At 49.6% G+C, this 22435-nt stretch carries 17 protein-coding genes; 4 read left to right on the top strand and 13 right to left on the bottom strand.

Annotated features, from left to right (window positions below; translation table 11 throughout):
- Positions 1-53 precede the first annotated feature (53 nt).
- The 5 genes from Pan241w_RS00595 to Pan241w_RS00575 form a co-directional block, all read right to left on the bottom strand.
- Positions 54-1031 carry a hypothetical protein gene (locus tag Pan241w_RS00595; protein ID WP_145209406.1) on the bottom strand — a complete coding sequence of 326 codons (978 nt, stop codon included), beginning with the start codon at positions 1029-1031 and terminating at the stop codon, positions 54-56.
- Between the two features lie 242 nt (positions 1032-1273).
- Complete coding sequence (locus Pan241w_RS00590) at positions 1274-1756, bottom strand: hypothetical protein (RefSeq protein ID WP_145209403.1); 483 nt, start codon at positions 1754-1756, stop codon at positions 1274-1276.
- Positions 1757-2757: 1001 nt separating this feature from the next.
- Positions 2758-3432, bottom strand: a complete 675-nt coding sequence (locus Pan241w_RS00585) for a hypothetical protein (RefSeq protein WP_145209400.1) — start codon at positions 3430-3432, stop codon at positions 2758-2760.
- A gap of 41 nt (positions 3433-3473) precedes the next feature.
- The gene (locus Pan241w_RS00580) at positions 3474-4004 is read right to left on the bottom strand and encodes a hypothetical protein (protein ID WP_145209397.1); all 531 of its coding nucleotides are present in this window, start codon (positions 4002-4004) and stop codon (positions 3474-3476) included.
- A gap of 88 nt (positions 4005-4092) precedes the next feature.
- Positions 4093-4866 (bottom strand): hypothetical protein, encoded by a 774-nt coding sequence (locus tag Pan241w_RS00575; RefSeq protein ID WP_145209394.1) that lies wholly within the window; start codon positions 4864-4866, stop codon positions 4093-4095.
- 547 nt (positions 4867-5413) lie between these two features.
- Here Pan241w_RS00575 and Pan241w_RS00570 point away from each other — a divergent pair.
- Together Pan241w_RS00570 and Pan241w_RS00565 are read left to right on the top strand one after the other, a co-directional pair.
- The gene (locus Pan241w_RS00570; RefSeq protein ID WP_145209391.1) at positions 5414-7822 is read left to right on the top strand and encodes a DNA gyrase/topoisomerase IV subunit A; all 2409 of its coding nucleotides are present in this window, start codon (positions 5414-5416) and stop codon (positions 7820-7822) included.
- A 103-nt stretch (positions 7823-7925) separates the two neighbouring features.
- Positions 7926-9857: a DNA gyrase/topoisomerase IV subunit B gene (locus Pan241w_RS00565; RefSeq protein ID WP_145209388.1), complete on the top strand. Its 1932-nt coding sequence runs from the start codon at positions 7926-7928 to the stop codon at positions 9855-9857.
- Here Pan241w_RS00565 and Pan241w_RS00560 read toward each other — a convergent pair.
- Together Pan241w_RS00560 and Pan241w_RS00555 are read right to left on the bottom strand one after the other, a co-directional pair.
- Positions 9851-10840 carry a hypothetical protein gene (locus Pan241w_RS00560; protein WP_145209385.1) on the bottom strand — a complete coding sequence of 330 codons (990 nt, stop codon included), beginning with the start codon at positions 10838-10840 and terminating at the stop codon, positions 9851-9853. The two genes, Pan241w_RS00565 and Pan241w_RS00560, sit on opposite strands and share 7 nt — an antisense overlap.
- A 210-nt stretch (positions 10841-11050) precedes the next feature.
- A complete protein-coding gene (locus Pan241w_RS00555) occupies positions 11051-13267 on the bottom strand; it encodes a hypothetical protein (RefSeq protein WP_145209382.1) in 2217 nt (738 codons plus the stop codon).
- A gap of 711 nt (positions 13268-13978) precedes the next feature.
- Here Pan241w_RS00555 and Pan241w_RS00550 point away from each other — a divergent pair.
- Entirely contained in the window at positions 13979-16243 is a 2265-nt protein-coding gene (locus tag Pan241w_RS00550) for an ATP-dependent helicase (RefSeq protein ID WP_145209379.1), read from the top strand.
- A gap of 164 nt (positions 16244-16407) precedes the next feature.
- A complete protein-coding gene (gene xerD, locus Pan241w_RS00545) occupies positions 16408-17358 on the top strand; it encodes a site-specific tyrosine recombinase XerD (RefSeq protein ID WP_145209376.1) in 951 nt (316 codons plus the stop codon).
- Positions 17359-17384: 26 nt separating this feature from the next.
- Here the strand turns inward: xerD and Pan241w_RS00540 are convergent, their stop codons facing one another.
- From Pan241w_RS00540 to Pan241w_RS00515, 6 genes are all read right to left on the bottom strand, one after another.
- Complete coding sequence (locus Pan241w_RS00540; protein ID WP_198000241.1) at positions 17385-18335, bottom strand: DUF1559 domain-containing protein; 951 nt, start codon at positions 18333-18335, stop codon at positions 17385-17387.
- Positions 18336-18423: 88 nt separating this feature from the next.
- Complete coding sequence (locus Pan241w_RS00535) at positions 18424-18840, bottom strand: hypothetical protein (RefSeq protein WP_145209373.1); 417 nt, start codon at positions 18838-18840, stop codon at positions 18424-18426.
- Positions 18841-18862: 22 nt separating this feature from the next.
- Positions 18863-19471 carry a PulJ/GspJ family protein gene (locus Pan241w_RS00530; protein ID WP_145209370.1) on the bottom strand — a complete coding sequence of 203 codons (609 nt, stop codon included), beginning with the start codon at positions 19469-19471 and terminating at the stop codon, positions 18863-18865.
- The gene (locus tag Pan241w_RS00525; RefSeq protein ID WP_145209367.1) at positions 19468-19902 is read right to left on the bottom strand and encodes a type II secretion system protein; all 435 of its coding nucleotides are present in this window, start codon (positions 19900-19902) and stop codon (positions 19468-19470) included. Before Pan241w_RS00525 ends, Pan241w_RS00530 begins: the two co-directional genes overlap by 4 nt.
- Positions 19903-19948: 46 nt before the next feature.
- Positions 19949-21055 (bottom strand): type II secretion system F family protein, encoded by a 1107-nt coding sequence (locus Pan241w_RS00520; RefSeq protein WP_145209364.1) that lies wholly within the window; start codon positions 21053-21055, stop codon positions 19949-19951.
- A gap of 67 nt (positions 21056-21122) precedes the next feature.
- Positions 21123-22355, bottom strand: coding sequence for a type II secretion system F family protein (locus Pan241w_RS00515; protein ID WP_145209361.1), 1233 nt, complete (start codon positions 22353-22355; stop codon positions 21123-21125).
- Between the last annotated feature and the right edge of the window lie 80 nt (positions 22356-22435).

Raw genomic sequence — 22435 nt, 5'->3', positions numbered from 1 at the left:
TTCATTAAAAAAACGCTCTCTTTTGAGCATTCAGATGCAAAAACGCCTGATTACTACAGTGGTTGTGGGCAGGTGCCGGATCTGTGTTTCACCTGCAGCCATGCTTTGCGGAAGCCCCAGATGGTGATCAGAGCGACGATGCTGAGCCCGGTGAAATCGGATTCGAGATCTTTCAGGAAATCCATCAGGAGGAAAAACGCGGTCAGTCCAATGACCAGCGCGAGCTTGTGACGATCGTCCCAGGTGGTTGCGTTGCCGGACCAGCGCATGATGATCCAGAATGTGAGCGCATCCAGCAGAGCGACAAAGACAAACACTGCCGGCCAGGCGGGGAGCCAGGCAGGATTCAGTTCCGGCAGTACGAACACGCTCACAAACACCAGCGTCATATTCACGGCGGCAATCAAAGCATACCAGAGGGGACGGACTGATTTTCCTGCACGTTGTGGAAAGACTTGCGCCGGCAGCCGCCAGGCAGCGTAGACCAGCCCCGCGATTGCCAGCCAGGAAAATGTAAAACCAACTAGCGGTGGCATGTAAGGATTGAGAAGCATCAGCGCCGGCATCCAGAGCGCTAATCCGACACCACAGGCGATGAGCCCGCGATTGCTGACCCACGTTTCGTTTCGCCGATCAGCATAAATAATTTCGGCCAGGACCACGCTGCAAAGAATGCTGATGGTCAAGTGAAAATGAATCAGGACTTCGGCATAAATCCAGGTCACCCCCTGCCAATAGGAGTAGTCGCGGAGCGCGCCCAGCTCGGCCCATTCGGGGTCCCAGAACGAGCGGGCGACTATCGCCTCTTCATAAATCCCAAACGCAATTCCCAACAGCACCAGTGCAAACCAACCTTTACCCCAGCGCACCACCAGTTCCCGACAGAGAACAGCGCCACAACCATAAGGGAGCGCTGACAGAATAAAATTCAGCGGGTTGATGAACTGAAACAGTGTCTGATGCCCTGAAATCAGTTCGCCGAACAGCGGGCCCAGCAGTAACAAAGCAATTCCTGGCGGCAGATGTTTCATCCGTTCGTTGTTTCCGGGTTTGAGGCTTGTCTATTGATTTCATTCTGATGGTCGACGCGTTTTCGATCACTGTTGGCAAGCCAACAGTGCCACCCAACGCCAGCCAATAGCGCCACCCACTCAGACCATTTTTAAGTTTTCTCCGTTACTTTTTGCTCGCTGCGCTTGGTCCGAATTGCATTCGGGCTTACCCATTGATCTCTCTGTCTTGTAATGAATTCTCATCTCCCATTGCATTTGAATTATTCTAATGACTGAAAGAACCTGGTTGCCTGTTTAAATATTTTCTGGTCTAAACTCCGGCTGGAGCGACTGTCGTAAGTATACCGGGCTGCGCTCCCTTGCGGAATCAGAAAAACTCCAAACGAGGAGATCCACACTTCGTATTCTGGATTGCAAAGCGACGTGAGCACGACCATGTCGCCGCAAGCGGGGACATCCCGATCCGATCGTGCCTGGTACTTTAATTGCTTCAATTGAGTTACCAATGCCTGGATCGCTTGATTGACGTCGATGGTAGTGGGCGGAGGCATCACTTCCGAAGGATGATTACAGCGTTCCACTTGAATTTGACAACCATCCTGCAGGAATGAGTCCAGCAAGGCGTTGGTAGATGCGGTTTGTGCACGGGCTTCCTGTATGATCTGATAAACCGCGAAGGTGCCAATCAGGCCCAGCAAGGCCAGCGTGGACCAGATCCATTTTTTCTTGTTGAATGGTTTCATTTTTTGCTACCACGAAAAACACGAAAGGCACGTACATTTTTTCTGAACTAAAATACTGAACCATCAATCATTCAAATAATTTGTCAACTCACTTCAGAAAATTTGCAAGAGGATTTATGGGGCTGCCGCTTGATTTTATTGTGACTGTGAACACGTTTTCGATCACTGTTGGGCAAGCCAACAGTGCCACCCAATACCAGCCAATAGTGGCACCCAACAGTGTCACCCAACATTGCCACTCACTCAGGGTAATCAGTGTGTTTTCTCTGTCACTTTCCGCTCAAATTATATTCGGGCCTATCCCTGTTTTTGACTTGGGTCACTTACCATTGTTCATCTGCGGTCAGGTTGATCATATCGGGTAGAATGCGTGGGTTCAAATTATTTCTGCGGTGAGAGCACGAAACTGTCTCCTGATGTTGATAACCACTTCAACAATCACAGCGGCTGGTGTCGAGCTGCTCAGTTTTTTAACAGGACCTTCGTCATGAGTGATTTTGGGGGGTTATGCAAGACTGTTTTTCCAGCTAGTTGCATCTTCGCGAGCGGCGTGGGAACGTCAAGACCTGAAGTGTGTCGCACGTTGGTCCGCTCTGAACAGCGCCTGGCGCAAGGTTGTCGGCGTTGTGTCAAAAGTTGGTCGTATTTGTCGCACTTTGTCGCACAATTTGAGACACCCCGATGCGCCGATTTCTCTAAATGTGTCTGAAACCAGCGGGTTTTATGGGGAGCAGAATCACAGGGAGCGAGGGATTCAGTATGAAATCGGTGCTCACTCGCGCGCGACGCATGCAACGCATCATCGGGCGAAGCGCGTTGCAGTCAAGGTTGATTTTTTCATCACCATAACAGGGCGCAGTGAACGTTCTCGAATGCAGCAGGAGGGCCGCTGTGCAGTGTGAGTAGGATAAAAAAACAGAGCCACTCCCTGCAAAAAAGGGGTGGCTCTGCCTTCATCAGTACCGTTTATCACGAAACGAAATTCGCTATGAACGTCCGTTTTATTTTTCGAATGAAGCCTGATTCAACTTGGAAGGAGCTGGTGGCACTGCAGGCGAAGCTGCTTCGGGTTGAGGGGTGGCTTCTGGCTGTGGTGTTCCCGGGTTTCCTGTGGAGTAATACACGGGGCCACCGTGGTATTGACTGCGACAGTGTTTGCAGCCATGTCCTCTACAGGAGCGGCAATCACGGGTGTGGTACATACTTGGATCTGGTGGCGGAGGAATCATTCCGGCACGTGGTTGCCAGGTTGGTACGCTCTGATAATAGAACCCGAGTTGCGTGGTATCGGTGGGCATATAAATCTGCGGGTAATTGGCCGCACCTCTGGGAGCCGGTCGTCCCATGTATTGATTCGAGTAATACCGCTGATATTGCACGGGAGTTCTTTGAATCATCTGTGCTGACGGCGGGCACCATCCATGACCGGGCGAAGTGTGGCATTTTCTTAAGAAAGCCAATCCTTCGCGCGAATTATAATTTCGATAGACGCCATCGCCGTCATACCGATTTGAATAGCCGGGAGGACAGTTATAGGCATATCCACCGCCGCGAACGTGGTATTCGACTTGCTGGATGTCGCCTTGTGTCTCTTCAGCGCTGGCATCCGAAACAGTGTGAGCCATGACGCCCGTCACTGCCAGAATTGCAAGCATATGCACGTTGAAAATTCTCATATCAATCTTCCTGGACCCGATTGAGGATTATAAGTTTTAAATTATTGAACAATGCGACTGACCGGAGTCAAACGGCTTGAAGGAACGCCCCAACCGTAGTTGTAGGTATGACGTACATTCGGAGCCAGTGGAACGGCAATCGGAACACCATAACCCTGTGCGCCATAGAGCTGTCCGTCGCGAGGATCGAACCGATAGGGATCAACGGCGTAAGTCATTTTGTAATGTCCGAACGGAGCACAGCCTTTGCCACCACATCCCGTGGGGATGAAGTAACCAAGTTTGCAACGCAAGAATTCGCGTAAGGAACCCCGTTTTCCGATCCCGGCGGAAGTCCGACAGCTGGGGCAACCGCCGCCTGTGTAGGAAGGACCATTCGAGTACGAATAAACGTGGTTCTGTTTGCAGCCACATTTATCATTGATGTAACCGACCTGTTTAATGGGCGCGCCGGCTTTCTGGCTTATTTTCAGGCTACCGGGTTCACCTGCCTGCAGGTTTTGCGCTGACAGGACAGTGCAGATGCCTGCGACTGCGATGAAGCCCGCTATTTTATAAGTAAAATTGTGCATGTTATTTTTCCTGATCGTATCTCTGAGTGAATTCACGACTCAGTCTGATAAACGTTTTCTGGTTTCAACGGCTTTTCCCGGAAAGCCATTACTTGATATGGGGAGGAATGAACCGAGGAAATAATCCGAAATCTGATTTGTATTTCACGTTGACCCGAGTGCCTTCCAGCTTCCATCGTTCATGCGAACGCATACCGAATGGAGTCCAGATCCAGCCCCCTTTGACGTTGTAGTAATAAGGGCCGTACATGGCGTTGTATTCGTGTGCGTACAACATTTCCTGCGGTGCCAGAGCCTGATTAGTGATAATCGTTCGACCGACATAATCGGGAATCCCTGGTTTGGGAGACGGATACATGGGTGCTCCCAGTTGCGGATACCCGGGCAGTACTCTCATGCCTTCGGCTGACGGCATTGGCTGAGCGGCAGCATATTGTTTATGGTGCTTGAAATGATGTCCGTTGATGTAGCTGATGGGCCGCGCCTGCTGGGCGTTCTCAAAGCGAGCAGGAGCCGAGGTAATAATTCTTGGCTGGTTGCTAACCTGTTGAATATAACCATGACCCGGATTGCGACGCCCGAGTTTGGGACGTTGTGCAAATGAGCTGCGTCTGGACGGAACAGGAGCGGTTTCCTGCTCATGACCGACCTGCTGCACGTTGGCTCGTTTTGATGTTGAACGGGTCAACTTTCGTTTGAACCAGCTGATCGGATTATACTTTGATGTTTTTGAGTGGCTTTCCTGCTGGACAACTGCATTTTGGACGGCACCTGGTTCGGCAGCCTTAATCGCCGGCGCCATCAGTAAAAATGCCGGTAACAGCCCGGTAAGCAGGGTTACCTTCAGACTCGCACGAGCCATAACAATCCCTCCCTGGATTTGATTGTGGGTTATCCACCAATGTGACTGTGGCAGAGGGTCATCCAACCCTCGTCAGTCAACTTTAATGATCAATTGTCTTCTGTCAGAACCTGTGACGGCTCACAAACGAGGCAAAGTCACTTCACAAAAACCGAAAATCTCGAAATTTGACTTTCCAGAGCTACGGTCGATTTTGTATGTTTCAATCGCCAGACAGCGACCCTCTTAAAATGAAAGCCACTAGTTCAAATTTCGGCTGGCAGGAATCGTCGGAATGAGTCATTTTGTAACTACAATGACGATTCGTCCTATTTTCCCGAATTATTGTCTATTTAACGGGTTACGAGTGGCCTCATCTGTTAAATAACCGCTTCAACAGATATAATCGACAATGTCCACACAAGCAGAAAAAGCAGCACATTTTCCTTAAACTACCAGACGAAATTACCCGAATTCTGAACTATAACCATTCAATTTCATGGCTACTGACGGACAGTCCCTTGTCGTCAATCAAGCCGCACTAGAGATAGATTTTTTGGAGAGACCCTTGGCTAAGCGAAAATCAGCCAATAAAGGCAAAGCCAGCAATACAAATGGGCAAGCAGTCAGTGAAACCGATCGTATTGAATACGTTCCGATCAGCGAAGAAACGCGAAGACGTTACCTTAACTATGCCATGTCGGTCATCACATCTCGTGCCCTGCCCGACGTCAGAGACGGCCTCAAGCCGGTACAGCGGCGTATATTATATGTGATGTATCACGACCTGCGTTTAATGGCCAACGCCAAACCACGTAAGTGTGCGAAAATTTGCGGGGATACCACGGGTAATTACCATCCGCACGGCGATGCTTCCGTCTATGATGCGCTAGTCCGACTGGCCCAGGACTTTAACTTGAGAAGCCCGCTGATTAATGGTCAGGGGAATTTCGGTTCGATCATGGGTCTCCCCGCTGCGGCAGCCCGGTATACAGAAGCGCGGCTGACCGGGATCGCCGAGCATCTGATGAATGAGCTGCGCTACCACACCGTGGAAATGCGGCCTAATTATGATGGAACCCGCGATGAGCCTGTCGTTCTGCCGGCCCGGTTTCCGAACCTGCTGGTGAATGGAGTTCACGGGATTGCCGTCGGGATGGCGACGAATATTCCTCCTCATAATCTGGGTGAGGTCATCAAAGCCTGTACCCATCTGATTCACAACGAAGACGCGACCGTCGCCCAATTAATGAAATACATTAAAGGCCCGGACTTCCCGCTGGGAGGCCGAATTGTGACGGACAAGCGGTCTCTGACAGCCGTGTATAAGGAAGGCCGTGGCCCGATTAAAGTTCGGGGAGAATGGAAACCCGAGACCGATAAGCGAACAAAAGGAGTGAAGCGGCTGATTGTACATTCGGTCCCTTACGGGGTCGAAACAGGATCGCTGCTGTCGGAAATTGGTGGCATTGTCGAATCGCGAAAACTGCCCCAATTGGTTGATGTCGCGGATGAGACCGATGAGAAAAATGGGCTCAAAATTGTTCTGGAAATCAAGCCAGACGCCGACCCTGAAACCGTAATGGCCTTCTTGTATAAGCATACACACCTGGAGCAGAACTTCTCAGTCAACCTGACCTGCCTGGTCCCCGATGAATCGGACGTAATGGTTCCGCAGCGCTGTGATTTGCGAGAACTGCTGCAATACTTCCTGGATTTTCGATTCATTTCGGTCCGTCGCCGGTTTGAATATCAACTGGAACTGCTCGAACGGCGGATTCATATCCTCGAAGGTTTTGCGATTATCTTTAATGACCTGGATAAGGCGCTGAAGTTAATTCGTGCCAGTAGCGGGAAACAGGATGCCGCCAAGAAATTGATGGCCAACTTCCCGCTGGATGAAATTCAGACGATGGCGATTCTTGAGCTACAGCTGTATCGCATTTCGAAACTGGAAATTAATACGATTCGCGAAGAGCTGGAAGAAAAACAGGCAGAAGCAAATCGCATCCGTCGCATTCTGGCATCCGACAAACGCCTCTGGAAAGTGGTGGAAAAAGAGCTGACCGAACTGGCGGCTGAATTCCCCGAGAAGCGCCAGACGAAGCTTGGTTCCTCAGATGAAATAACCGAATTCGACCCACAGGCTTATATTGTTCGCGAAAATACCAACGTGGTCGTAACCCGAGAGGGCTGGATCAAACGTGTGGGCCGCTTGAAAACCAAAGGGGAAACCCGGGAGCTCGACAAAACCCGTACGCGTGAAGGAGACAGCGTCTTAGACGTGGCGGCGGGAAGCACGCTCGACCATGTTGTCTTTTTCTCAAGTGATGGGGTGGCATATACGCTGCCGATCGAGCAGGTGCCTGTCTCCTCCGGATATGGTGAACCACTTTCCAAGCATGCCCGGATGGGTGATGGGGCACAGCTGGTGGCCGCCATTACAACGGACAGCCGCTTCACCCCCGAAGACAAAGCAACTCGCAAAAAACCGATCCCCACGCCTCATGTGTTAATCGTGACGGAAAAAGGGCAGATCATGCGAATCTCCTTCAGTCTATTCCGCACTGCGTCTACCAAAGCAGGCCGTAAATACTGTCGTCTGGGGAAAGATGATCGTGTCGTCTATGCTGGCCTGGTCGAAGATGCCGAAACGATGTTCATCGCCACAAAAGACGCCCGCGTTTTGCATTGTGAAATTGAAGAGGCGGCTCTGCTTTCGAATCCCGGTAAAGGGGTCAAAGGAATCAAGCTGGAAAAAGGGGATCAGGTCATGGGAGCGTTGCAATTGACGCGTCCGAGTGACTGTCTGCGGGTGATTAACACAGCCGGTAAGAAAATGACCTTTGGGCAAATGAAATACGGCGTAACGTCTCGTGGCGGGAAAGGGGTTAAAACCAGTCAGAGAAGTGGCTTTGCCGAAATTCTGTATCCACCGATTGAAGTAGTGGACTGGGACGAACTGGGAGAGGATTAAGGTGAGACTGATCGTATCTCAACTTCCCGCGCTCATTACAGTCACATATAATTAAGTTACATTTCAGTTCGACGCTTATTTAGAGAAATTCATCACAACGATTATGGCAACTGCAGCAAAATCTTCTAACGCAAAAAAATACTCCGCCAAAGACATCGAAGTCCTGGAAGGACTGGAAGCCGTCCGCAGACGCCCCTCCATGTATATTGGGGGAGTTGATATCCGCGGCCTGCATCATCTGCTCTGGGAAGTCGTTGATAACTCGGTCGATGAATATCTGGCGAAGGAAGCCGATACGATTGTCGTCACCCTGCATAAAGATGGTGCCTCGTGCAGTGTGAAAGATAACGGACGCGGGATTCCCGTTGACAAACATCCCAAAACCAAAAAGTCGGCGTTGGAACTGATCCTGACCACCCTGCATGCCGGGGGAAAGTTTTCCGATAAAAACTACGCACGCAGTGGCGGTTTGCACGGTGTTGGTTCTTCTGTCGTCAATGCGCTTTCTTCGGAGATGGTTGCCACCGTGGTCCGCGACGGGCATCAATATGTGCAGCGTTACAAAAAAGGCCGTCCCACGACGCCCGTAAAAAAGGTAAAACCGTTCCGCGGACACGGCACCGAAATTTACTTCCGCCCGGACGACGATATTTTCCGGCGGGTCCACTTCAATGCCGATACGATTCGCCAGCATCTGGAAGACGTGGCGTTTATTCATGGCGGGTTGAAGATCACGTTTCGGGATGAGGTCAAAAAAGAGACACACGAACTGTCTCACCCGGAAGGGATTCGTGGTTACCTGGAAAAACTGACACAGGAACAACAGAAAAAACCGGTTCACGAACAACTGTTTTTCGCAGAGAAGGAAGATAAGAATATCCGCGTTGAGATGGTCATGCGCTGGACCGATGCGACCGATGAGCAGGTTCGCAGTTATGTGAACGGGATTCGGACTCATGCCGGGGGAACCCACGAAAGTGGTCTGCGTTCCGGAATTGCCAAGGCCGTCAAAAATTATATGGACGTGCATAACATCAAGCACAAAGGCCTTTCGATTTCCACAGACGATATCCGCGAAGGCGTATTGTGTCTGATTTCGGTATTTCATAACGACCCCATGTTCCAGGGGCAGACCAAAGAAAAGCTGAATAACCCCGAAGTCAGCAGCTTTGTGGAAGGCATTGTGCGTCCGCTGTTGGAAACCTGGTTGAATAACAACCCGAGCATCGCCGATGCGGTGGTCGGCCGGATTGTATTAGCGGCACGTGCCCGGGCGGCCAGTCGCGATGCGCAAAAAGAAGTCCGCCGCAAAACGGTCACGAACCGAAAATCAACCCTGCCAGGCAAGCTGCTGGATTGTCGTTCTAACAAGCCGGAAGAATCCGAATTGTTTCTGGTGGAAGGTTTATCAGCCGGCGGAACCGCGGCAATGGGGCGCGACAGCCGTATTCAAGCGGTGTTACCGCTACGCGGAAAAGTGCTGAATACTGAATCGCTGGCGATTTCCAAAATCATGGGGAATCAGGAAATCAAGGACCTGGTGGAGACACTGGGAACAGGCATCGGCCCCAACTTTGAGATCATGAATCTGCGTTACAACCGGATCATCCTGCTGATGGATGCCGACAGTGACGGCTATCACATCAGCACGTTACTGCTCACGTTTTTCTTCCGGCATATGCGGGAACTGATTCGTCAGGGGAAACTCTTTCTGGCACAGCCCCCTTTGTATTGCATTAAGGTCGGCAACGAAAAACATTATGCACAGGACGATGTTCAGAAAGAAGAAATCGTGGAATCTCTGGGGGCCAATCGCAAGTTTGAAATTGGTCGCTTCAAAGGTCTGGGTGAGATGACCGCCAGTGAGTTGAAAGAAACGACGCTGGACCCCAAACACCGTGTGCTGTTGAAGGTTGATATCGACAGCCAGCTGGAAGCGGATAACACGTTCGCCCAACTGTTCGGAAAAGATGCCAGCCTGCGGTACGATCTGATCATGCAGGAGGCCATCGAAGCAGACGACATCGATTACTGATTCTGTTGTTGTTTAGCCTGATGGGCTTTCATCAGTGCCTCATTCAGGTCGGGTCGGATAGTAGCTGCTTTTTTGACTAAGCTCGTGAATTCCTGCTTTGCTGCTTCCACTTTGGGTCGCGGCGTCATTCTTAAATACGTTTCCCCTGCTTCGAACAGATAATCAGCCTCGGCACGTAATTTCAAATACTGCTGCATACGGACGGGTATTTCAGGAACCACTTTGTTCCTGTTCTGCTGCCTCAGCCACCGGATGCCCGCTTTGTAGACTTCGATCACCTCTGCCTCACTCAACTTTTCAGATGGATTCTGAGCCGACGCTGAAAGTTTCCCTTTCCGACGGCGCTCATCCTTCTGATTCCTGTTTCGGTTATCGTCAGACTCGGAAAACGGATTCGCAAACCGGGACAGTGGTTCTCGCTTCAGCCAACTTTGGTCACCACCATATGATAACACCCAGATCGACAATCGGATTAAGTCTTGATCTTCCAGATCGAGCCAGTCATTCGCCTGTGTTTTCGACCAGCTTGCCCACTTTGTTTCCATCTCACGAAATTTCTTTGCCCCGTATTCCGCTATGAGCTGATGACTCAGATTGTTGTACTGCATTTCTAATTGAATATGTCGATCACAGGCTTTCAAAGCACGTCGCATGAGTGGATCATTTTTTACTTCCTGTTCCCAGAGCGATTCCAGCTTTTCCCCGGCGACGACCACTTGAGTCCAGACAGCCTCGAACTCCTGTTGCTTTTCTTTTGAGAGTTGATTTCGAGACGGAGGTAACTCGGGAACACGATCACACACGCGAACAATATGGAGAAACCCATCGAACTCGTTCGCGGCAGAGACAATATGGGGCGTCCCCATGAGGAACGTTACCGCCAGTAAGCACATCCCGGCAAGACGTCTGTATGTTCGAGTCAGCAATACAACATCCCAGATACATGACAGGGCGACGGAAGCCGTTCTGTTTATCTTCTTCATGTTCCGTTCCCTGTAGAAAGTGCCAGACGAAGAATCGGCAAACGGGCACCGCAGTATTCGGAACGCGTTTTCACCAGGGGCATTGTATGTTTGATCTTTCCGATTGACCAAGACCAATCTGCTGGGACGCGGAGATCAGTCTACGCAAAAAAAGAGGCGAATCAAACGATTCGCCTCTTTGAGTCCTATTTGTCAGCTCAAGTGCTGAGATTATTTTGCTGCTGTTTTCTCTTCTACCGCAGGCGGTACTTCCACAGCAGGTGGCACTTCTTCATTTTTCTCGACCGTTAAGTCATTTCCGACAGTCAGAGTCAACCAGCCATCTTTGGTTTCAATACCGGTAATGTTCAAGTACACGGTTCGGTTTTCCAGTTTGGCTTTGACCTGAGAATCTTCAACACGATCAGGAAATGCTTTTTCCATTTTGTTACGGACCACACCAGCGCGGGCAATTTGAGCAGCAATACGCTCAGGCCGCACAACGGGAGATGACTTGACGTCTCCGCGAGTGATGTGGATCTTGCCCCCTTCGACTTTGAAGTGCAGAGGAACCGTAATGATCTGAGTGGGCACTGCTGTTTCGCCTTTTTGTTCGAAACCGCAACGCAGGATGATATTCAGAGTATTGTCAATGATTTGAATCCGAATGGGATCTTTTTCATCGAATGCGAGAATATTCGGTCCTTTATCTGGATCAACGGGAGGTCGTTCCAGTTTGACTTTCCGATCAAAAATATCGGTAAACGATTTTTCAAATTCGGTGATCAGATCCTGATCCGAAATTTTGCGTCCTTCCAAAGCCATCCGTGAGATGCTGTTATTCATCACAGACTCGTGTAATTGAATCACGACGCTTTCATCGGAGCTAATTGTAAGTGGTGGTGAGTTGGCGGCCAATTCACCGGTGTCCATCAATCGAGTTCGAACATAAAGATGGCTGTCAGTTGACGCATAGCTGCGAGCCGACGGGAACAGGCCATTATCTCGCAGACGCTTATTGAATTTGCCACCGACTTCTTCGTTGGCACGTGTGATTCGTTCATCGACTTCGTCATCGAAGCGAGGACGAACCCGATCGCGAACACGCTGAGCGGCAATTGCTTCTGCTTCGCCGCGTAATTCTTCGGTACGACGGTAAGCCATGCTGCGTCCGAGGCTTGCCAGCAGCGGAATGCCATCCAGTTTAGTGCTGGCTCCCACGGTGGTATTGTTCGCATCGACCTGAACCCAGGCGGGCTGAGTCGTAAAAGTATCGCCGTCGAAGTTGATCTCTTTACCACCCCAGATTTGATGATGACCTGAAGTATAAATCACAGCCTGATTTGTTGTACCGGATGTTTCACTGTTAGTAATACCAGCCAGTGATAAATCAAAGCGAAGTGTAGAATCACTGGGTTTGAAATCAACGCCGACTTCTGTGGTCGTTGCCTGGTTTCCGGTGACATACGCCCCCAGAATGCAATCGACAACAGGACCTTTTTCACAGGTGCTATCGCTGATCAGGCGGTTGATGAAGTCTTCTGCCACCATGACTCGCAGGTTGTAGTTAAAGTAATTATTTCGCAGTGCGGTGGTTAACGCACCCAGTCCGCCTTCGAGTTCCTGCCGTAACATGGCATACGCTTTACGTGCTTCAAAGGCATTTTTGCTGCTTTGAGTCGCCTCGTATTCTTCCAGGTTTTCAACCAGAGCCGTTAGTTGCTTACGAACATTACCCATATTGATCTTGGCAGCACCGCCGTTTGCTTCAGCTAAGAATGCTTTAGTGGCTTTTTCCAGACCTTTGAACTGCTTCCGATTGAAGAACTTTCTCTGTTCTGCATCTTTCAAAGCACCACGCTCTTCGAATTTGCTTTTCAGCGATTTCAACAGATCAAGTAATTCAACTTCGGAGTAGCTATTTTTTAATTCTTTCTGGAGATCGTTCAACTGCAGGTAATCGACCCAGCCTTCGCCATTCTGCAGAGTGCCCAGATATTTCTTGAGTGCTTTGGTAGCAGCTGCTAGCTGATTCTGTTTTTGCTTCATCTGAGCGGCTTTGATGGCTCCCAGATCCAGATTCAGTGTTTGCAGAACTGCATCCGCAACTTCAATCCGTCGTTCGAGACGGCTGCTGTATTCGGCGAGTGCGGCTTGGCCGTCTGCTTCTTTGACTTTTGCCTGCAGTGCAGCCAGTGTCTGTTTCTGCTGAGCCAGATTCAAATCTGATTCATACAGTTTACCCAGCAGTTCAGAAACCTGATCTGCCCACTTGTCCCACTTCCCTTCCAGGCCTTCAGGAAACTCTGAAAGATCTTCAGGAACTTCAACTGGCAAAATGCCTTGTAAGCCGACATCTGCCTTTTCTGGCTTTTTGTCTTCGACAGCCATTGTCGTTGTCACTACCAACGCCAGGCTGGCAATACCTAAAACTGCTAAGCTGACCATACCAAAATATTTTTGGTTTTTTCTGGATGGATTTGGGTCCTTTAGAAGCATGTCTGATCGCACTCCGTCGACAAGGGGATTCGAAAAACGGTGTCCATCGTTTACGAGAACACAGGACAAGTCTGGCCCGCATTACAATTCGTAGTCGTGGAAACGACCGTTGTAAAATAATTTATCGTCATTTACAGGCAAGGAATGTGCGTTGAATTCAGACATCCCTCGACCATTTAACTATTCATGCATCACAATCTGCAAAACCCTGTCTATAAGCAGGTTCCGAAAATAATCTCGTCTGATGCAGATATTTTGTCAGTTTTAGTCGTGATATTTCAGGCCGAACATTCTAAGCAAACACTCCAATCTCTTATTTCGTTAAAGTCGAAACGTCGAAATTATCATTGCAAGAAATCCAGACACATCATAACACCACCTCTGCGCAGTCTAGTGGACCCACAAATTTTGTGCAATCAACCAAAGCAACTTGAGTTCGCAACATTACCAAAACACACAATTGTCCACTATTATCAAAGCTGAGTCGTATTTTTCAAGGCGCATTTCACCTCATACTCAAATTGAGGATCAATTTGCCATTGGTTCTGTTTCAAACCGGAGTGAATTATTGCTGGTTCGATTTGGAATTTCCGAGCAGGCAGCGTACATTGGTGATTTGAGCAAATTGAATCCAATTCAACGACAGAAAAGGAATTTCACTTGGATTTTCAGCAGGTCCTGACGCCTCCGCAGTATGCGGCGGTCTCACATCATCAAGGCCCCTTACTGGTCCTGGCTGGTCCCGGCTCCGGCAAAACACGTGTGATTACCCACCGGATTGCCTCGCTGATTCACGCAGGGATTCCTCAACATCAAATCTTAGGAATTACCTTCACCAACAAAGCTTCGGACGAAATGGGCGAGCGGGTCCGCCAGTTGATCCCAGATTCACGCGTGGAAATTTCGACCTTTCACAAATTCTGTGTGCGGATTCTGAGACGCTACGGAAACACCGTCGGCCTGGATAGCAACTTCTCGATTTTTGACACGACGGACCAGCATCAGTTGATTCGCTACGTTCTGAATGAATTGGATATCGATACCGTCGCCTATAATCCGTCAACCATCGCCTCCATGATCAGCCGTGCCAAGAATGACCTGATCACAGCAGAACGATTTGTCGAAGCGTTTCAGGAATCGATAGGCGATCATCTGCAGGCAGTCGCGGCACGCGTCTATCCGGTTTATCAGAAGCTGTTACTCGAATCGAATGCCGTCGACTTTGACGATCTGTTATTACACGTCGCCAGCCTCCTGAAAGGGTCACCTGAACTCCGGGCAACGCTGGATGAACGCTATCAATATATTCTCGTTGATGAATATCAGGATACGAATCTGGCACAGTATCAAATTGTAATGGGACTTTCCTTGAACACGCGTAATCTGTGCGTGACCGGCGACCCCGATCAGTCGATCTATGGCTGGCGTGGTGCAAAAATAGAAAACATCCTGCAGTTTGAACGCGATTTTCCGGACTGCAAAACCATTCGCCTGGAACAAAACTTTCGCAGCACGAAAGCCATCTTGAGAGTCGCCGACGATCTGATTTCACATAACCAGAGACGCAAACCGAAAACGCTGTTTACCGAAAATCAAGAAGGTTGTCCCGTTGAACTGCTCTGCTTCAGTGACGAACGGCAGGAAGCCAACGAGATTGCCCTCCATATTCGAAACGCCGTCGATCGAGGCGATTATGATTTTAATGACTTCGCCGTTTTCTACCGTGTGAATTCGCTTTCCCGAGAACTGGAACTGGCTCTGGCACGCCATAAAATCCCGTATCAACTGGCCGGCAGTGTGGCCTTTTATGAGCGGACCGAAGTCAAAGACCTGCTGTCCTATCTGAAATTGATCAACAATCCTGACGACCGCGTCGCGTTTTCCCGGATTGTGAATAAACCACTGCGGGGAATCGGCAAAGCCACCCAAAACAAGCTGATTCGCTGGGCCGAAGAACGCGGCACCAGCTTGCTGGAAGCCGCCCATCAGGCGAAGGACTGCCCCGCGCTTTCTAAACGTGCCTCAAATATGGTCGCCCGGTTTGCAAAAATGATCTCTGGTTTTTCCATGGCCGACTCCGGTTCGGTGGGGCATTTAATGGAAGCCGTCATCGATAGTACGCGCCTGATCGACAGCTGGAAAGAAAGCCCTGACGAAGAGGATCAGCAACGCATCTCCAACGTGAATGAATTACTCTCAACCGCTCGGAAATATGATGAAATTTTCGGCGAAGAAACGAATCTGGAAGGCTTCCTGGAAGCCAGTACTCTGGCGAGTGCCACCGACCAGTTAGACTCGAATGCCGGCCGCGTCACATTAATGACCTTGCACGCGGCTAAAGGTCTGGAATACCCGGTCGTCTTTATCGTGGGAGTGGAACAAAATCTAATTCCGCACGAACGCGTTTTGCGTGAAGAATTTCGCGATGGCCTGGAAGAAGAGCGGCGGCTGTTTTTCGTGGGCATCACGCGGGCCGAACAATGTTTATATTTAACACAGACGCGCGAGCGTTCTCTCAGAGGCCGTCCCTGGCGAACCATTACTAGCGATTTTTTGAAAGAGATCGACGTCGATGTCAAAGACCAGACAGACAACATGTTCGAAACGAAATCGCACTTCGATGAATTTGTCGAGTCCATCAAACGCGGCGAAGTCGATACCGAAGCCTTAAAAGCAGCAACACCCAAACGCCCGCTGTTGATGACGGGGGCCGACCTGTTGAAACAGACGCCGGAGGCCGCCGACATCCCACAAGGGTTTTCTGTGGGAATGCGCGTCAGGCATCCGCGTTATGGTGTAGGGACTGTTATGGGTATCAGCGGCTATGCCCGCAAGCGAACGCTCGACGTCCTGTTTGATGATGCCGACGAAAGCCAGACCTTCATCGCCGCTCACTGTCCCCTACAACCGTTGGGACTGCGCTAACCCGCCTCACATTCAAGGCAATCAACGCTTCTTACCGATAAGACGGATTGGTTCCTGCAGGACTTGTCTATGATGCTGTTAACTACCCGCATCGATGCGCAAGCCCAGTTCTGTTTGATAGAGAAAACGGGACCGGTTCACGATCACTCGATTTAAGGTTTTGTATGCCTCCCCGTAAACGACCACCGGCAAATTCAAAATTTCAGGCCCGCAAACCGGCAGACCCCGGGGTCCATCTGGAACCGTTTTTGAATTATCTGGAGGCAGAATGTGGCATGGCCTTGAATACGGTCTCCGCTTATCGCTCCGACATCGTTCAGTTTCTGGACTGGTACCGCAAGCAGAAACCGATTCCGCTGAGTGAAGTCGATCTGAAGTTTCTGTCCGGTTATCTGCAGCATCTCAATAAACGCAAGCTGGCCGCAACGACGGTTTCACGACATCTGGTATCGATTAAATTATTTTTCCGTTACCTGGTACTGGAAGGCATTCTGGCCGAAAGCGTGGCTGACTTGCTGAACTCTCCCAAACTCTGGAAATATTTACCCAAAGTACTGAGCCCGGAAAAAGTCAACGAACTGCTGATGGCACCTTGCAAAGAAGACCGCTATCCACTCCGCGATCGCGCAATTTTGACGATGATGTATGCCACCGGCTGCCGCGTAACGGAAATTGTCAGCCTGCCAGTGAACGCCGTCAAACTGCAGGAAGGCTATGCCCGATGTGTCGGCAAAGGGAATAAGGAGCGAATGGTTTCCTTGAATCCAGTGGCCGTCGCCGCGCTGGAAGCCTATCTACAGCACGAACGCCCCGTGCTGGCAAAACGCAATCAATCGGAACAGGCACTGTTTCTGAACCGGAGCGGCAAGCAGCTTTCGCGGATCATGGTCTGGAATATCGTCAAGAAAAATGCAGCCCGCGTCGGCTGCAGTAAAGAAGTCAGCCCGCACACGTTGCGACACAGTTTCGCGACTCACATGATGGCCGGCGGCGCAGAAATTCGTGCGCTGCAAGAACTACTGGGGCATGCGAATATTCGAACCACACAAATCTACACACACGTCGATCACAGCCGCCTGAAAGCCGTGCATCAGATGTATCATCCCCGTGGCTGAAGCAATTCGCTGATCCGGATTCCGATTTAGAAACCGTCCATGATCAGCTTCCCATCGGCGCGATTCCCCAGTTGTTCAAATAAGGGCGCATCGATATTTTCCGCAATAAATCGGACCGAACCATCACCCAAGGCAAAATTGGCACCTCCCACATGATAGCTGCCAAAGCCCCCTACTTTGAGCAGCGGATCAATGGGCTGTTTGTTCTCAGCTTCGTCCTGACCCTCTATTGAATTGCCGGAATTTGCATTGTACCCACCCTGATTTTTCGTCAATTCTCGATTGAACGAACCGGTGTTGCGCAGACTGGCACGGGTGCCCGACATCCAGCCCAGGTCGGTTTTATTAAACAATTGCTCGCCGATGAAAATCGTGTTGGAGCTGCCGTCCGTTATCTGGTCGTAACTGATGCTGCTGTTTAAGAACATGACCCCTGTATTGTCTACATTGATGGGCGCATCGACCGAGTTATAGCAGGCAGCGTAATTGGTCTGATAAAGCTCGATGTTATCTTCTGCAACGGAGCGCGTGCGCGAATCATTGGGATCTGACGGACAGCGTAATACGGGAATCTGAGCGCGACGCACACGCTGATTGACAGTCGCGTAAACACTTTGCTTAAAATCAATAGTGCGGTACATATTTTGCTGATCCAGAAAAGGCATCAAACCGGCGAGCCACCCCATATGATAACCCACGGGTTCATTTTTGATGGGACCAGTGGGGTTATAGACGCCAGCCGGCAAAACTTCGAATGCCATTTCATAATTTTGCAGCGCTAGACTGAGCTGCATCAAATTATTTTTACACTGCGTCCGGCGGGCTGCTTCGCGCGCCTGCTGGACCGCGGGCAGCAACAGTGCGATCAAAATCGCAATAATCGCGATCACCACCAGTAATTCAATCAAGGTGAAACCGCGCGGCCTGCCACGTTGCCACAGCCGGGCTTGAAGTCTTAAAGGAACATTGTTCATCATTTTCATTCCCTGGGAATATAAAACTGGTAAAAAACTGATAATGCAGTCTCAATAAAGAATTACTTTTCACTATCTATCATCATTCGCTTCATAAAATAATTTTTTTCGTCCGGGTCACTGAAAATGGTGCATTCTCAGGATAATGAACCCGCGCCTGAATCGATATCAGACGATCGTCTTTTACTTCGGGTTTCAGTGTAATCTCTGCAGACGCCGCATAGCGTGTTCCCAGATCAACGGGGCTGATTTGCCAGACTTCCCCCTGGTAATCGGGATCATCGAGCCTTTGCTGGGCGGCACGTTCCAAAGCAGATTCCAAAATCCATTCCGCCTGGACGCGAAACTGCTCTTTGATCATTTGCCGTCGCTGTAGTAACGCAGACTTCAAGAGCGAAGCCATCAAGAGTGAAATCAACAACAGGCAGACCATGACAATCACTAACACAGCACCCCGCCGGGCAGCGGTCTGACGATTTGCTGGTTGAGGATTTGATGAACTTTGCATGTGATTGACCCTGTATTCCTGTTTATTTTGTTTCTTTTTCCGGTTGTTTTTTATGAAATTCAGCCAGACGATAATCATAGCCAATCGTGGATATGATCGACAGTTCGTGCAGATAGGACCGCTCGTCCTTGTGCTTATTCGTAACATTCTGATCCAAAATACTCAGTGGATCTGGTTGATCGATGGAAATGCCTGCCTGGTTCAATCGCGCCTGTTGAAAGAAATGCGCGTGGCTACCTTCCGGCAAATGAAACGTGTCCTGGTGCACCCGCTTATCTTTCCGCGACACAACGCGATAAATCCGATGCCCTTCGATCCGGTATTTCACGACTTCGTCGCCCGCTTTCTGAATGGTTAATTCAGGACTGTTCTTGGTGGATCCATTTTGAAAATTCAGGCTGGTAGCAGCGTGAATGTCCGATCGAATGAGACGCGAGAATCGATGGAAACTGGATCCCAGCCAGGCCGCTTTACTCGTTTCTCGCTCTGCGCGCAACACCGTATGCATCGTAGTCATACTGATCCCCATCAGCACGGTCGCGATACCCATCGCTACCACGACCTCTACCAGAGAAATCCCCGGCAGAGTCTTGTCTTGTCTGATTGAAATAGAAAAGCGTCGTCGTTTCATTCGCGTTTTTCCTTGAGACAGACCCATGAAGTCAAGCGAACGGGTACCACGTTCATCCCGCGATGATCACTCCAACCTAACTGGACTTGAATTTTTTTCATGAGCGGCATATTGCCGGACTCACTGATTTCAATATTTAAATCGGCATGGGGCAACTGTCTCAATGCACTTTCCGAGAGAACAAATTTATCGACCTTCGATTGAGTAATGTCATTGAACGGCAGTGAGACTACCCGTTCCATCATATTTTCGACTTCGACAATTGCGATCTGACGGTACTCGGTCTGTCTGCGCTCACGATGTACCCAGTAAATGGCGGGAACGACGATCATCGTTACTGTCATTAGCAAGACGCCGGCAACCATCATTTCCACCAGCGTGAATCCACGACGTGCATGCGCACCAATGGCCTTGAATGAGGTTCTGATCATTTTGATTTGATTTTTATTTCTCACGATATCAACCAATACTCAAACGTTAAGCCAGAGAGTGCATCAGATTCACCAGGGGTAAAAACAGACCAATCACAAAGGCACCCACCAGACAGCCGATGCAAACAATCATTGCAGGTTCGAGGTATTCTCTAATTAATGTCATCCGATAATCGATGCGTCGCTCAATGCTTTTTGCAATCGCTTTGAGCGCCCAACTCAGATTGCCGGCCCGCTGCGCAGACTGTAACAGCCGCACTTCACTCGGCGTCAAAAGACTATAATCGTGCAGCGCGGTCCAGCAGTCATTGCCTTTGCGAATGTCTTCCAGAATCGCATGAAAGCGTTGTGACAGAAACCGGTTTTTTGTGGTGTGGGTTAACGTTTCAAATGCCCCCATCAGTGGTCGGCCCGATTCTGTCGTGACATGTAAAAACCGCAAGACGTCAGGAGCTCTCCCGCGCGGATAAATACCCGGAAAAGAATTCCACTGACTTCGACGTTCGATAAAATCCATTCTGATTAAAAACAAGTAGGCCAGATAAATGATGAAACCCAACACCGGATAGATATAAAAATATTCCACAAACCAGTCTGAAGTCTGAATAATATTCATGGTTAAATCCGGCAACGGCATGTCGAATTCATAAAAAATGTGTTTTAGTTTGGGAACGATCCAATAACAGATAAAGCTGACGATACACATCATAATCGTCAGGAAGGCACTGAGATAAACCGAGACACCGGGACGTAAGATATCACGCTCATTCCGTTGTTCAGCACAGACTTCTGCCGCCAGCGCCAACGCTGAAGGCAGCGTTCCCGATTCTGCGCCTGCTTTCACCAGGAAGTAAGCATTCGCTGGAATGACATTCGGAATCGTCTCCAGTGCGTCTGCCAGCGGGACGCCGCTTCTGAGTAAATCAATCAGCCGTAAAACCTGGTACCGCCAACGACCGCGAATATCTTTCTCAAATGTTTCCAGCACATCAATTAATGATAGCTGTTTCTCAGCAGCCACCGCCAGAATTCGCAGTAAGGCGACCTGTTGTGAGTAACTGACGCGCCCCAAAAGTGGAAAGATCCCGCGCCCCCGAGAGAAGGAGCTTCTTCCAAACTCAAAAAAAGAAGGAAAATGGGACTTCAAATCCATAAAACGCGATCTCTAATTTTGTTGAATTTTGAGTGACTGTATCAAGAATGATCGTTGAAACTGATTGTCAAGCGATCCAGTTCATCAGTTGAATCAAAGGAGCCAGCATGGCGATAAACAAAAAGCCCATGAGAATTCCACAGAAGATGATGATGAGTGGTTCTACCACGGACGCAAAGAAGGTAATGCGGACACGGGTTTGGCTGTTCAACATGTCGGATAGCGCATTGAGTATCTCAACCGAATATTTAGGCCCCGCTTGCGATGTGTTGCCAGTCTGATTCGCCAGCGTTTGCAAAAAAGTAGCGGGAAATATCCTTAACGATTTCAGTGAAGCAATTTCTGCCTGGCCTGATGATACCGACTCGGAAAATTGCCGACAGGCGTCTCGAATTTGATAATTACTCGAACTCTCGCCGGTCATTTTCAACGCTTCGAGAAACGGAACGTCATGATCAACCAGAAGTGCCAACAAATGCGAAAACCGGGAGACCGTAATTCCGCTCAAGAGTCCCCCGATTAAGGGTAAACGGTAAAGCAATTTTTGTGTCCAGACCTGACCCTTCTCTGTTTGCATAAACCACAGACAGCCTGAGATGGTCAGTAAACCGGCAGGCAGATACCACCACCATTGGGTACGCAAAAAAATGGACCACTCAAACAGTTTCAGAGTAATGGAGGGTAACTCAATTTGAAAGTCCAGATAAATCGATTCAAATGAAGGAATAATCCAGAGCATGATGCTCAAAAACATCAGCGATGCGAATGCCAATAGAATTAATGGATAACTGAGCGATATCAGTAACTGGCTCCTCATCTCGGAGAGCTGTCTGGAATGGGCAACATAGTCTGCCAGAATCTCGCTCATTTTACCCGACTGGGTCCCGGCATGAACCAGCGCACAAAGTTCGCGAGGCGCTTTCGAATTGGCCAGGACTGTTTCCAGATCATTGCCCGCATCCAACTGTGAAGCCAGATCCTGAACGGCTGAGCGAAGTCGTGCATTTTCAATTTCATGGGAGACGGCTTCCAGTCCCATCGACAATGGCAACCTGGCCCGCGTTAAATCAGCCAGATGATCCGAAATCACGTCAAAGTCACGTGAGGACAGCTTTGTTAAGTTGCCCGACGTCGTCGCCTGAGTCGTTGCAAACGCCAGCGTCGCTTCTTCTTCGATCCGTTCTATTTTCACACCCTGATCCTGCAGCATACTTGCAACTTCATCCCGGTCAGTCGCATGAATACGGCCTGATACATGTTTCCCTTCTGAGTTGATTCCCTGGTAACGATACCAAATCATCTGAACTGAACCCTGCAAAACATACAATCGCTTTAATCACTCTGCATCGATCAAAGTAACTCACTCATCTTAGTTTTAGA

The sequence above is a fragment of the Gimesia alba genome (genome assembly GCF_007744675.1).
Taxonomy (GTDB): Bacteria; Planctomycetota; Planctomycetia; order Planctomycetales; family Planctomycetaceae; genus Gimesia; species Gimesia alba.
This window is presented reverse-complemented; position numbering and strand designations above follow the sequence as displayed.

Bases quoted from the DNA above. Each gene is read 5' to 3' on its own strand.
- Pan241w_RS00535 (WP_145209373.1), bottom strand. From the start codon at position 18,840: ATGCAAAGTTCATCAAATCCTCAACCAGCAAATCGTCAGACCGCTGCC.
- Pan241w_RS00515 (WP_145209361.1), bottom strand. From the start codon at position 22,355: ATGATTTGGTATCGTTACCAGGGAATCAACTCAGAAGGGAAACATGTA.
- Pan241w_RS00540 (WP_198000241.1), bottom strand. From the start codon at position 18,335: ATGATGAACAATGTTCCTTTAAGACTTCAAGCCCGGCTGTGGCAACGT.
- Pan241w_RS00520 (WP_145209364.1), bottom strand. From the start codon at position 21,055: ATGGATTTGAAGTCCCATTTTCCTTCTTTTTTTGAGTTTGGAAGAAGC.
- Pan241w_RS00580 (WP_145209397.1), bottom strand. From the start codon at position 4,004: ATGCACAATTTTACTTATAAAATAGCGGGCTTCATCGCAGTCGCAGGC.
- Pan241w_RS00525 (WP_145209367.1), bottom strand. From the start codon at position 19,902: ATGATCAGAACCTCATTCAAGGCCATTGGTGCGCATGCACGTCGTGGA.
- xerD (WP_145209376.1), top strand. From the start codon at position 16,408: ATGCCTCCCCGTAAACGACCACCGGCAAATTCAAAATTTCAGGCCCGC.
- Pan241w_RS00555 (WP_145209382.1), bottom strand. From the start codon at position 13,267: ATGGTCAGCTTAGCAGTTTTAGGTATTGCCAGCCTGGCGTTGGTAGTG.
- Pan241w_RS00590 (WP_145209403.1), bottom strand. From the start codon at position 1,756: ATGAAACCATTCAACAAGAAAAAATGGATCTGGTCCACGCTGGCCTTG.
- Pan241w_RS00595 (WP_145209406.1), bottom strand. From the start codon at position 1,031: ATGAAACATCTGCCGCCAGGAATTGCTTTGTTACTGCTGGGCCCGCTG.
- Pan241w_RS00585 (WP_145209400.1), bottom strand. From the start codon at position 3,432: ATGAGAATTTTCAACGTGCATATGCTTGCAATTCTGGCAGTGACGGGC.
- Pan241w_RS00575 (WP_145209394.1), bottom strand. From the start codon at position 4,866: ATGGCTCGTGCGAGTCTGAAGGTAACCCTGCTTACCGGGCTGTTACCG.
- Pan241w_RS00530 (WP_145209370.1), bottom strand. From the start codon at position 19,471: ATGAAACGACGACGCTTTTCTATTTCAATCAGACAAGACAAGACTCTG.
- Pan241w_RS00565 (WP_145209388.1), top strand. From the start codon at position 7,926: ATGGCAACTGCAGCAAAATCTTCTAACGCAAAAAAATACTCCGCCAAA.
- Pan241w_RS00560 (WP_145209385.1), bottom strand. From the start codon at position 10,840: ATGAAGAAGATAAACAGAACGGCTTCCGTCGCCCTGTCATGTATCTGG.